11 protein-coding genes are annotated in these 12133 nt (G+C 71.2%); all 11 read left to right on the forward strand.

Annotated features, from left to right (window positions below; genetic code table 11):
• Window positions 1-218: 218 nt before the first annotated feature.
• The 11 genes from ABZO31_RS28345 (at window position 219) to rfbA (ending at window position 12076) form a co-directional block, all read left to right on the forward strand.
• A complete protein-coding gene (locus tag ABZO31_RS28345; RefSeq protein ID WP_406864144.1) occupies window positions 219-2087 on the forward strand; it encodes an acyl-CoA dehydrogenase in 1869 nt (622 codons plus the stop codon).
• Window positions 2088-2502: 415 nt separating this feature from the next.
• Window positions 2503-3186 (forward strand): response regulator transcription factor, encoded by a 684-nt coding sequence (locus tag ABZO31_RS28350; protein ID WP_406864145.1) that lies wholly within the window; start codon window positions 2503-2505, stop codon window positions 3184-3186.
• Window positions 3187-3228: 42 nt separating this feature from the next.
• On the forward strand, window positions 3229-4077 hold the full coding sequence (locus tag ABZO31_RS28355) for a hypothetical protein (RefSeq protein ID WP_406864146.1): 849 nt from the start codon (window positions 3229-3231) through the stop codon (window positions 4075-4077).
• Between the two features lie 482 nt (window positions 4078-4559).
• The gene (locus tag ABZO31_RS28360) at window positions 4560-4889 is read left to right on the forward strand and encodes a TcmI family type II polyketide cyclase (RefSeq protein WP_406864147.1); all 330 of its coding nucleotides are present in this window, start codon (window positions 4560-4562) and stop codon (window positions 4887-4889) included.
• Complete coding sequence (locus ABZO31_RS28365; RefSeq protein ID WP_406864148.1) at window positions 4886-6157, forward strand: beta-ketoacyl-[acyl-carrier-protein] synthase family protein; 1272 nt, start codon at window positions 4886-4888, stop codon at window positions 6155-6157. The genes ABZO31_RS28360 and ABZO31_RS28365 overlap by 4 nt, the downstream gene beginning before the upstream one ends.
• Window positions 6154-7368 carry a ketosynthase chain-length factor gene (locus ABZO31_RS28370; RefSeq protein ID WP_406864149.1) on the forward strand — a complete coding sequence of 405 codons (1215 nt, stop codon included), beginning with the start codon at window positions 6154-6156 and terminating at the stop codon, window positions 7366-7368. The genes ABZO31_RS28365 and ABZO31_RS28370 overlap by 4 nt, the downstream gene beginning before the upstream one ends.
• Window positions 7369-7455: 87 nt before the next feature.
• A complete protein-coding gene (locus tag ABZO31_RS28375; protein WP_406864150.1) occupies window positions 7456-7719 on the forward strand; it encodes an acyl carrier protein in 264 nt (87 codons plus the stop codon).
• Window positions 7720-7770: 51 nt separating this feature from the next.
• The gene (fabG, locus tag ABZO31_RS28380) at window positions 7771-8556 is read left to right on the forward strand and encodes a 3-oxoacyl-ACP reductase FabG (RefSeq protein WP_406864151.1); all 786 of its coding nucleotides are present in this window, start codon (window positions 7771-7773) and stop codon (window positions 8554-8556) included.
• A 34-nt stretch (window positions 8557-8590) separates the two neighbouring features.
• Window positions 8591-9535 (forward strand): aromatase/cyclase, encoded by a 945-nt coding sequence (locus ABZO31_RS28385; protein WP_406864152.1) that lies wholly within the window; start codon window positions 8591-8593, stop codon window positions 9533-9535.
• 5 nt (window positions 9536-9540) lie between these two features.
• On the forward strand, window positions 9541-11055 hold the full coding sequence (locus ABZO31_RS28390) for an FAD-dependent monooxygenase (RefSeq protein ID WP_406864153.1): 1515 nt from the start codon (window positions 9541-9543) through the stop codon (window positions 11053-11055).
• 151 nt (window positions 11056-11206) lie between these two features.
• Window positions 11207-12076: a glucose-1-phosphate thymidylyltransferase RfbA gene (gene rfbA, locus ABZO31_RS28395; RefSeq protein WP_406864154.1), complete on the forward strand. Its 870-nt coding sequence runs from the start codon at window positions 11207-11209 to the stop codon at window positions 12074-12076.
• Window positions 12077-12133: the final 57 nt, after the last annotated feature.

A 12133-nucleotide genomic window follows, 5' to 3' on the forward strand; every position in this document is an offset into this window, starting at 1 on the left:
TTAACCATCACCTACCGTGATGATCCGGCTACCGCGTGCAGCTCGTCCCTCGGGTGCGGCAGGCACTCTCGGGCGCGCGTGGGGTACGCCCCTGCTCGGCGCCGGCCGCTCATTGCAGCACGCCTGGGTGAGTTCTAAAAGCCCTTGAATAAAAAACCGCCTGTTCCGTATGTTATATCGCGTTCACCCCCCATGCTTCCTAGCTCTCGGAGAGGTCGATGGCCTTCCTGACACTTCAGACGTCCCAGGCGGACATACCTGGCGGCACGGCAGGGGAGCTCGCCGGATCCCCTGCCAGAGAGCTGATCCACCTGCTCTTCGACCAGGGCGACCGCGACCGGATCCACCAGCCCTGGCGCAGGCTCGTCTCGAGCCCCGCCTTCACCTACCGCCCCGGCCTCACGCCGGTCGAGCGGACCTCTCTCTCCTACGACCGGCTGAGACTGGTCAACAGCGCCGTCGACGGGGTGGAGGAATTCACGAACTCCCCCCGCCGGCTGGCGGCGCTGCACGAGTGGATCGGCGCCGTGGACGGCGGGCTGACGACCCTGGCGAGCATCCACTACAACCTTTTCCTCGGCAGCCTCCTCGACCACGGCGGCGACCGGCGCGACCTGTCGGCCTTCACCTCGCTCCGGCGCAGCGGAACGTTCCTGTGCACGGAACTGGAGCATGGCAACGATGTCGCCGCGATGGAGACCGTCGCCGTCTACGACCGTGCGAACGACGAGTTCGTCCTGCACACCCCGACGCCGGGTGCGCAGAAGTTCATGCCCAACACCAGCCTGATCGGCGGGCCCAAGAGCGCCGTCGTGGCGGCGCGACTCCTGATGGACGGTCAGGACCAGGGCATCTTCCTCTTCCTCACCCCCCTCAGCGACCGGAGCGGTCACCTGCCCGGCGTGACCGTCCGCCGCCTGCCGGACCGCACGGGCACCCCTGTCGACCACTCCCTGACCGCCTTCGACCACGTACGGCTGCCACGTGAGGCCCTGCTGGAGGCCGACCACGGCCGGGTGGCCGCGGACGGGACGCTGACCAGCAGCCTGGGCAACCGGCGCAAGCGGTTCCTGCGCTCCATCGGCCGGGTCACCGAGGGCAAGCTGTGCATGAGCGCGAGCACCCTGGGCATGGCGCGGGCGGCGCTGACCATCGCGGTGCGCTACTCCCACAGCCGCCTCATCGCCGCGACCAGGCCGGGCGAGCGCGTACCGCTGGCCGCCCACCGCAGTCACCACGGGCGGCTGCTGCACGCGCTCGCGACGGCCTACGCCATGACGTTCCTGCACCGGACGGTGGTGGACCGCTGGGCCGGGCACACGGACGAGGACCGGGGGGAGGTGGAGCGCCTCGTGGCGGTGGCCAAGGGCTGGATCAGCTGGCAGGCCCGCGAGATCACCGTCGAGTGCCGCGAACGGTGCGGCGCCCAGGGGCTCTTCCCCGTCAACGGCATCGCCGACCTGCCGCAGAACATCGAGGGCGCCATCACCGCGGAGGGCGACAACCTGGTGATCTGGGTGAAGGCCGCCGGTGAGATGGTCTTCGGGCACCAGGCGGTCCCGCCCGGCCACCTCGCTCCGCCGGCCGCCGAGCGCGACCTCACCGACCTGGCCTTCCTGCGCGGACTCCTCGCCGAGGCGGAGCGCATCTGGCAGGCCAGGGCCCGCACCGCCCTGCGGTCCGGCCCCACCGGCAACCCGCTCGGCCGGTGGAACGAGACCTCGTCGGCCGCCCTGGAGATGGTCTCCGCGCACGCGCGGCTGCAGGCCGCCGACGCCTTCCTGGCGGCGGCCGACCGGGCCGCGGAGCCCACGGCGCGCTACCTGCTGCACACGCTGTGCCGCCTCTTCCTGCTCAAGCAGATCGGTGAGCACACCGGCGACCTGCTCGCCGACGGACTCATGACCGCCGATCAGGTGCGGTCCCTGCCGAGGGCCGTCGACACCACCGTGGCCGAGCTCGCGCCGCACATGCGGACCCTCGTCGACGGGTTCGACTTCCCCGCCGAGATGCTGGCCGGCATTCCGATCGCCGGCGGCGCGTCCCTCGACCACGGTCGCGAAGACCGGGCCGACGGCGTCGTCTGACCGAGGCCACTTCGCCGCCGCCCACCGGTGTGGGCGGCGGCCGAAGCCTTTTCACGCCCGCCTCCGGAGAGCTCTTCAACGGGCGGATTTCCGCCCGGCACCACCACGGCCGGAGCGGAAATAGCCATTCCGTTTCTTCATCGAACCGACCGCCCCGGCGCGCCCCTTCCGGTTGCGGTGAAACGCGTTCTTTTCACTGCGCCGCACTGTTCTTCACCGGGACGTTTCCGATTCCCGACCCACGCATAACTCCTTTGACAAACCGGCATGCCGGTTTGTAAGTTCGGCGGCGACCACAGCTGTACAGCTAGGGGAGAAGATGAGCCAGCCTTCCACCTGCGTGTTGGGTCCCCATATACCTGCGCCCGGGACCTCGGGGGAGTCCCACCTGGCCGAGCCGGACGGTGGACGTTCCGTGCACCAGGGGCCGGGCCAGTCCGCCGCCTGGCGGGTCCTCGTCGTGGAGAGTGACACGGGACAGGCGGAAACCCTCGCCCGGAATCTGCGGCGGCACGGCCACGACGTCGACAGCGTTCCCACCGGAGGCGAAGCCCTCCACGCCCACGAGGACGCCGACCTGATCCTCCTGGACCTCGAACTGCCGGACCTGGACGGCCTGGAGGTCTGCCGGGGCATCCGCACCGCCGGCGACACCCCGATCATCGCGGTCACCGCGCGCGGCACCGAACTGGACCGCGTCCTGGGCCTGCAGGCCGGAGCCGACGACTACCTCACCAAGCCCTACGGGTTCCGGGAGCTGATGGCCAGGATGGACGCGGTGATGCGCCGCGCCCGCCCCCGGACTCCGGCCCCCAGCACCATCGTGCACGGCCCCCTGTCGATCGATCAGGGATCGCGCGAGGTCACCTTGGAGGGGAGGCGCATACCGATGACCCGCAAGGAGTTCGACCTGTTGTGCCTCCTCGCGTCCCATCCCGACACCGTCATCCCGCGCAAGCGCCTCATGCAGCAGATCTGGGGGGACTCCTGGTCCCGTAGGACCGTCGACACGCACGTCAGCACACTGCGCAACAAGCTCGGCGCCAGCACGTGGGTCATCACGGTCCGCGGCGTCGGGTTCCGGCTCGGGCACGGATGAATTCAGACGCTAGCTATTTGCGGGGGCAAAATGAATCGGAGCGTGACTTCCACAAGCTGGACCATGTGCCGGGGGGAGGGCTGCCGACGCGGCCGCGCCGAGGGGCGCGCACGCCGCCGCGCCGGCGAAGGCGCCCGGCTGTGCGAGGGGTGCAGGGACCGACTGGAAGCGGGCCTGCGGCAGTTGCCCGGGTTGTACGCGGAGTGTGAGCGCGTCCTCGGCGGCGGCGCGGCCGACGGCCTGCGCGAACGGACGAGCGGCGGGAGCCTGCCCGGACTCCCCTTCAACGGGGCCGCGTCCGAGGTCCGTGCCCGCATGCTCGCCACCCTCGGCTCGTGGAGCGGCCTCGTGGCCCAGCAGCGTGGCCTGCCGGCTCCCGGGCGCACCGTCGCCACGACGACCGCGTTCCTGTTGCGCAACGTCTCCTGGCTGGCGGCCCATCCCGCCGCCGCCGAAGCGACGGAGGAGATCGCGAAGCTGGTACGGGCCGCGGGCCGCGTCGCCCGGGTCGACGGCAGCCGCAGCGTGCGGGTGGGACGCTGCGCGGAATCCGGCTGTCCGGGAACCCTGAGCCTGACCCTGAGCGACCGCGCGCGGGCCGCCGAGCCCGAGATCCGCTGCGACGTCGACCCGGCGCACAGCTGGGCCGGCCACCGTTGGAGCGAACTGCACCGCGCCATGGAAGCGGGTGTCACGCGCGACGGGCCCGCGCCGGCCGCGGAGCGCTGGCTGACCGCCGCCGACATCTCCCTGCTCCAGCAGGTCCCGGTGGGGACCGTGTACCGGCTGGCGAGCGAGCAGCGCTGGCGGCGCCGTCACCGGGCAGGCCGCACGTACTACAGCGAGAACGACGTCCACGCGTGCTTCGGCAGCCGCTCGGGCCGCCGCTGACGTCCTTCGGCCGGCCGGGCGGCGGACCCGTGCGGCTCGCGGCCCGGCCGACCGAAACCTGACATTCGCTTGACCAGTTGCCGAGGCAGTCGGGCCCCGCTTGTGAAACCTGACCGACTCCTGAACGGGCGTGCATTGATCGGCCGTTCGCATTCGAAGATCCTTGGAAGCAAGATCCGGTGCGCTGTCTTCAGGGCGTGTCCGGAAGGTCCGTGCGGGGCCCGGGGACATGCGTGAGGAAGTGCCGGGAGGCCGGGAGGGGAACGCCGCCCCGCAGGCCGTCCCGCCGGCCGTTCCGACCCGAGGGGCCCGGCCCGCCGCCCCGGTGGCCTCGTCCGCGAGACCGACGCACGACGTCCGGAGACCGGCAAGACCTCCCTGGCCGTCCCCATCCGCTTGATGTCCCTCTTTGTCATCCCTCTTTGTCGTCCCCATCCCACGCGCGACGCCCGGACCAGTCCGGCCGTGAGGAGAGGTAACCCATGCACAGCACATTGATCGTGGCCCGGATGGACCCCGAGGCGAGCCTCGACGTGGCCGGCCGGTTCGCGGCGTTCGACGCCACGGAGATGCCCCACCGGATGGGCACGCGGAGGCGTCAACTGTTCGCCTACCGGGGGCTGTACTTCCACCTCCAGGACTTCGACGCCGACAACGGCGGCGAGTTGATCGAGCAGGCGAAGGCCGACCCCCGCTTCGTACGGATCAGCGAGGACCTGAAGCCGTACATCCAGGCGTACGACCCGGCCACCTGGCGCTCCCCGGCGGACGCCATGGCCACCCGCTTCTACAGCTGGGAGGCGTCCGCGTGACCGCTCGGCGTGTGGTCATCACCGGCATCGAGGTGCTGGCTCCCGGCGGCACCGGGGCCGGGAGATTCTGGAACCTGCTGAGCGAGGGCAGGACCGCGACCCGGGGGATCACCTTCTTCGATCCCACCCCGTTCCGGTCCCGGGTCGCCGCGGAGATCGACTTCGATCCGCGCGAGCACGGTCTGAGCCCGCACGAGATCCGGCGCATGGACCGGGCCGCGCAGTTCGCGGTCGTCGCCGCGCGCGGCGCGGTCGCCGACAGCGGCATCGACCTGGACCGACACGACCCGTACCGCGTCGGCGTCACCATCGGCAGCGCCGTGGGCGCCACCATGGGCCTCGACGAGGAGTACAACGTCGTCAGCGACGGCGGCCGGCTCCACCTGGTGGACCACGCGTACGCGGTCCCCCACCTGTACAACTACCTGGTTCCCAGCTCCTTCGCGGTCGAGGTCGCCCGGGCGGTCGGCGCGCAGGGCCCGAGCACCGTGATCTCCACGGGCTGCACCTCCGGCATCGACTCCGTCGGCCACGCCGTCGAGCTGATCCGCGAGGGCTCCGCCGACGTCATGGTGACGGGTTCCTCCGACGCCCCGATCTCGCCGATCACCATGGCGTGCTTCGACGCGATCAAGGCGACCACGCCCCGGTACGACGAACCCGAGCACGCCTCCCGCCCGTTCGACGGCACCCGCAACGGGTTCGTCCTCGGCGAGGGCGCCGCCGTGTTCGTCCTGGAGGAGCTGCAGAGCGCGAAGCAGCGCGGTGCGCACATCTACGCCGAGATCGCGGGCTATGCGACGCGCTCCAACGCGTACCACATGACCGGTCTGCGGCCGGACGGCGCCGAGATGGCCGAGGCGATCCGCACCGCGCTCGACGAGGCGCGGATGAACCCCACCGCGATCGACTACGTCAACGCGCACGGCTCGGGCACCAAGCAGAACGACCGCCACGAGACCGCCGCCTTCAAGCGGAGCCTGGGAGACCACGCGTACCGGACGCCGGTGAGCTCCATCAAGTCGATGGTGGGCCACTCGCTCGGCGCCATCGGCTCCATCGAGATCGCCGCCTCCGCACTGGCCATGGAGAACAACGTGGTGCCGCCCACGGCGAACCTGCACACCCCGGACCCGGAGTGCGACCTCGACTACGTGCCGCTGGTGGCGCGCGAACAGCTCGTCGACGCGGTCCTGACCGTCGGCAGCGGTTTCGGCGGATTCCAGAGCGCCATGGTGCTGGCCCGTCCTGAGAGGAGCGCGGCATGACCACCTCGGTGGTAGTGACCGGTCTGGGCGTCGCCGCCCCCAACGGGCTCGGCACCCAGGACTTCTGGGCGGCGACCCGCGGCGGGAAGAGCGGCATCGCCCGGATCACCCGTTTCGACGCCTCGTCCTACCCGGCGCAGCTGGCCGGGGAGATCCCCGGCTTCGTCGCCGAGGACCTGCTGCCGAGCCGGCTGCTTCCGCAGACCGACCGGATGACCCGGCTGGCGCTGGTGGCCACCGACTGGGCCCTGGCCGACGCGGGCGTGCGGCTCGACGAACTGGACCCGTTCGACATGGGCGTGGTCACGGCCAGCTCGTCGGGCGGGTTCGAGTTCGGCCAGGGCGAGCTGCGGAAGCTGTGGAGCCAGGGCAGCCAGTTCGTCAGCGCGTACCAGTCCTTCGCCTGGTTCTACGCCGTCAACAGCGGCCAGATATCCATCCGCAACGGGATGAAGGGCCCGTGCGGCGTCACCGTCAGCGACCAGGCCGGCGGCCTGGACGCGGTGGCGCAGGCGCGCAGACAGATCCGCAAGGGCACGCGACTGGTCGTCTCCGGCGCGATCGACGCCTCGGTCTGCCCGTGGGGCTGGGTGGCCCAGCTCACGAGCGGCCGGCTCAGCACCGGCGACGAGCCGTCGCGCGCCTACCTGCCCTTCGACGCCGAAGCCTCCGGCCATGTGGCCGGTGAGGGCGGCGCGATCCTGATCATGGAGTCCGCCGACGCGGCCCGCGAGCGGGGCGCGAAGATCTACGGCGAGATCTCCGGGTACGGCGCGACGATGGACCCCCGGCCCGGCAGCGGGCGGGAGCCCGGCCTGCGCAAGGCCATCGAGCTGGCGCTGGCCGACGCCGGGGCCGAACCCGGCGACGTCGACGTGGTCTTCGCGGACGCGGCGGCCGTGCCGGAGCTGGACCGCAGCGAGGCCGAGGCCATCACGGCGGTCTTCGGGCCGCGGGGCGTGCCGGTGACGGCGCCCAAGACCATGACCGGCCGGCTCTACTCGGGCTCCGCCCCGCTGGACCTGGCCGCGGCGCTGCTCGCCATGGAGGAGGGCCTGATCCCGCCCACCGTGAACGTCGAGCTCTCCGCCGAGTACGACCTGGACCTCGTCACCGCCCAGCCGCGCACCGCCGAGGTGCGCACCGCGCTCGTCCTGGCGCGCGGCCACGGCGGCTTCAACTCGGCCGTCGTGGTCCGCGCCGTCGACTAGGGCTCGGCCCGCCCCGCGCGGCAGGGGCACGCCTGCCCCGCGACAGACCATCCACCCTCCACCCACGAAGAAGAGAGAAGAACCCACGTGGCTACTCAGGAATTCACCCTTGACGACCTCCGGCGCATCCTGCTCGCGGCGGCGGGCGCGGACGAGGGCGTGGACCTCGACGGCGACATCCTCGACGTCCGGTTCGAGGCGCTGGGCTACGAGTCGCTCGCGCTGCTGGAGACCGGCGGCCTCATCGAGCGCGAGTACGGCATCTCCCTCGACGAGGACGCCCTGGCAGACGCGGACACCCCGCGCGCCCTGATCGCCGCGGTCAACGCGCACGTCGCGGTCGTCGCCTGACCGGCCCCTGCCCCCCGCCCGCAGCACCACCCCACCAGTGGAGAAGAGAGCATGTCCCAGCAGGAGAAGCGGGTCGCCCTGATCACCGGAGCGACCAGCGGCATCGGCCTGGCCGTCGCCCGGCTCCTGGCCTCCCAGGGCCACCGGGTGTTCATCGGCGCCCGTAACGCCGAGAACGTCGAGAGCACCGTCAAGCAGCTGTGCGAGGAGGGCCTCGAGGCCGGGGGCGCCCCGCTCGACGTCCGCTCCGAGGACGACGTCAAGGCCTTCGTCCGGGCGGCCGTCGACCGGTTCGGCACCGTCGACGTCCTGGTCAACAACGCGGGCCGGTCCGGCGGCGGAGTCACCGCCGACATCAGTGACGAGCTGTGGCACGACGTCATCGACACCAACCTCAACAGCGTCTTCCGGCTGACCCGTGAGGTGCTGACCACCGGCGGCATGCGCGACAAGAGCCGCGGCCGGATCATCAACATCGCCTCCACGGCCGGCAAGCAGGGTGTCGTGCTCGGCGCCCCCTACTCGGCCTCCAAGCACGGTGTCGTCGGCTTCACCAAGGCGCTCGGCAACGAGCTCGCCCCCACCGGCATCACCGTCAACGCGGTCTGCCCCGGGTACGTCGAGACGCCGATGGCCCAGCGGGTGCGCGCCGGTTACGCGGCCGCGTACGACACCACCGAGGACGCGATCCACGCCAGGTTCAGGGCGAAGATCCCGCTCGGCCGCTACTCGACCCCCGAGGAGGTCGCCGGCCTGGTCGGCTACCTGGCCTCCGACACCGCCGCCTCCATCACCGCGCAGGCGCTGAACGTCTGCGGTGGCCTGGGCAACTTCTGACCTTCCGTTTCCACAGACACCGAGGAGAACGAGCATGTCGCAGCAGGGCCTGCGTGAGGTGGAACACGAGATCACGGTCGCGGCCCCGGCCGCCGCCGTCTACCGGCTGATCGCCGAGGTGGAGAACTGGCCGCGGATCTTCCCGCCCACGATCTACGTCGACCACGTCGAGCGCGGCGAGAACGAGGAGCGCATACGCATCTGGGCCACCGCCAACGAGACGGCCAAGAACTGGACCTCGCGCCGCACGCTGGACGCCGAGGCCCTGCGCATCACCTTCCGCCAGGAGGTGCCGGCGCCGCCGGTCGCCGCCATGGGCGGTACGTGGATCATCGAGCCGGTGTCGCCCACGGAGTCCCGGGTGCGGCTGCTGCACGACTACCGGGCGATCGACGACGACGCGGACAGCCTGGCCTGGATCGAGCAGGCCGTCGACCGCAACTCCCGTTCGGAACTGGCCGCGTTGAAGACCAACGTGGAACGCGCGCACGCGGCCGAGGAGGTGACCTTCTCCTTCGAGGACACCGTGCAGATCGACGGGTCGGCCAAGGACGTCTACGACTTCATCGACGAGGCCGACCGGTGGCAGGAGCGGCTGCCGCACGTGGCGTCCGTACGCATGGAGGAGCCGTCGCCGGGTCTGCAGGTCCTGGAGATGGACACCCGCGCCAAGGACGGTTCCACGCACACCACCAAGTCCTACCGGGTGTGCCTTCCGGTCCGCACCATCGCCTACAAGCAGGTCACCCTGCCCGCGCTGATGTCCTTGCACACCGGCTACTGGACGTTCACGGAGAACGAGAACGGGGTCGCCGCCTCCTCCCAGCACACCGTCGTCCTCAACACGGACAACATCGCCCGGGTCCTCGGCCCGGACGCGACGGTGGCCGACGCCCGGGAGTACGTGCACAACGCGCTCAGCACCAACAGCCGGGCGACGCTGGGCCACGCGAAGGACTACGCCGAGCAGAAGCGCTGATCACGGTGACGCACAGCGAGGCACGCGTACGCACCCAGGTCGTCGTGGTCGGAGCGGGCCCGGTCGGGCTGATGCTCGCGGGCGAACTGCGGCTCGGCGGGGCCGAGGTGGTGGTCCTCGACGACCGCCCGGGCCCGACCACCGAGTCGCGGGCGTCGACCCTGCACGCCCGGACGATGGAGATCCTGGACGCCCGCGGCCTGCTCGAGGAGCTGGGCACCCCGGCGAACGAGCCGCGCGGGCACTTCGGCGGACTGCCGATGGACCTGACGCTGCCCAGCACCCACCCGGGTCAGTGGAAGGTCTCGCAGACCCGTACGGAGGAGCTCCTCCAGCGGTGGGCGGCCGGGCTCGGCGCCGACATCCGGCGCGGGTGCACGCTGCGTGCCCTGACCGTCGGAGCGGAGGGCGTGGAGGCCGAGGCCGCCGGCCAGGGCGGTTCCCTGCTCGTCCACGGCAGCCATCTCGTCGGCTGCGACGGTGAGCGCAGCACCGTGCGCCGGCTGACCGGGGCCCGGTTCCCCGGGCTCGACGCACGCCGGGAGCTGCTGCGCGCCGACGTGAAGGGCATCGGCGTACCCGACCGGCGGTTCCAGCGGCTGCCCGGCGGGCTGGCCGTCGCGGCCACCCGCGAGGGCGTCACCCGCGTCATGGTGCACGAGTTCGGCGCCGTCGCCGCTCCCCGTACCGGCGAACCCCGGTTCGAGGAGGTCGTCGACGTCTGGCGGCGGGTCACCGGTGAGGACATCGGAGGCGGCACCCCGCTCTGGGTCAACTCCTTCGGCGACGCGGGCCGGCAGCTGGAGCGGTACCGCCACGGCCGGGTCCTGTTCGCCGGGGACGCGGCCCACCAGCAGATGCCGATCGGCGGGCAGGCCCTCAACCTCGGTCTGCAGGACGCCGTCAACCTCGGCTGGAAGCTGGCCGCCCACGTCTCCGGCCGGGCGCCCGCCGGACTGCTCGACAGCTACCACACCGAACGGCACGAGACCGGCCGGCGGGTGCTGTCCAACATCCGGGCGCAGGCCCATCTGCTGCTCGGCGGTCCCGAAGTGGAGCCGGTGCGCGCGCTGTTGGGGGAGCTGATCGCCCTCGGCCGCGTACAGGAGCACCTGGCCGGAAAGATCTCCGGTCTCGACATCCGCTACGACGTCGGCGCGCCCGGCACGGAGCCGGCCCATCCGCTGCTCGGCCGGCGGCTGCCGCCCGCGGAGCTGACGACCGAGCAGGGACCCACCCGAACGGCGGCCCTGCTGCGCGGCGGCCGTGGACTGCTGCTGGACCTCGGCGCCGGCGACCGCGCCGGGACACCGCCCGAGGACGTCGCGGCGGGGTGGACGGACCGGGTCGCCGTCACCGCTGCTCGGCCGGCCGGTGGCGGTCCGCTGCCGGACGGGGCGGCACTGCTGGCGCGGCCCGACGGCCACATCGTCTGGGCCTCGACACGGTGGGAGGGAACGCGGTGGGAGGGAGCGCGGGCCGCGCTGCGGCGCTGGTTCGGCGAGCCAGGCCGGAATTGACAATGGCCTGACCTGAATTTCCTTGAAAAATCCCGGCAGCGCGAAGATCCTGGAATTCCTGGAATCGGCTTCCATCGGATTCCGTTGGATTCCGTCGGATTCCGTCGGATTTCGTTTCAGGGTGTCGCGTGAACTGCATGGAGGCAGAGGCGTGAAGGGAATCATTCTGGCCGGCGGTCTCGGTACCCGGCTGCAGCCAATCACTTTCGGAGTTTCCAAGCAGTTGCTCCCCGTCTACGACAAGCCGATGATTTACTATCCCCTGTCGGTACTGATGCTCGCCGGCATCACGGATATCCAGATCATTTCGTCGCCGGACGATCTGGGAGGGTTCCGCAGACTCCTGGGCGACGGGTCGCATCTCGGCCTGAACCTCAGCTACGCGGAGCAGGACAAGCCCCGCGGGCTGGCGGACGCCTTCATCGTCGGCGCCGACCACATCGGTGACGACTCGGTGGCCCTGGTCCTGGGCGACAACATCTTCCACGGCCCGGGGTTCAGCGAGGTGCTGCAGCGCTGTGTCCGGGACGTCGACGGCTGTGTGCTGTTCGGCTACCCGGTCCGCGACCCCGAGCGCTACGGGGTCGGCGAGATCGACTCGGCCGGCAACCTTCTCTCCCTGGAGGAGAAGCCCGCCGAGCCGCGCTCCAACCTGGCCATCACGGGCCTGTACTTCTACAGCAACGACGTCGTGGAGATCGCGAAGAGCCTGGCCCCCTCGGAACGCGGGGAGCTGGAGATCACCGACGTCAACCGCGTCTACCTGGAGAACGCCAAGGCCGAACTCGTCCAGCTGGGACGCGGCTTCGTCTGGCTGGACACCGGGACCCACGACGCGCTCGCCGCCGCCGGCCAGTACGTCCAGCTCCTGGAGCACCGCCAGGGCGTGCGCATCGCCTGCATCGAGGAGATCGCCTGGCGCATGGGATTCATCGACCGCAGCGCCTGCCACCGGCTCGGCAGCAGACTGGCCAGCTCTCCCTACGGCCAGTACGTCATGGAAACCGCCGCCGCCGGCTGAGCGGTCTTCCGCGAACCCGGGCACGGCCCCGGTCCCCGAGCCGGAAATCCCTTTCGA

Source organism: Streptomyces solicamelliae, assembly GCF_045348655.1.
In the GTDB taxonomy this organism is placed as follows: Bacteria; Actinomycetota; Actinomycetes; order Streptomycetales; family Streptomycetaceae; genus Streptomyces; species Streptomyces solicamelliae.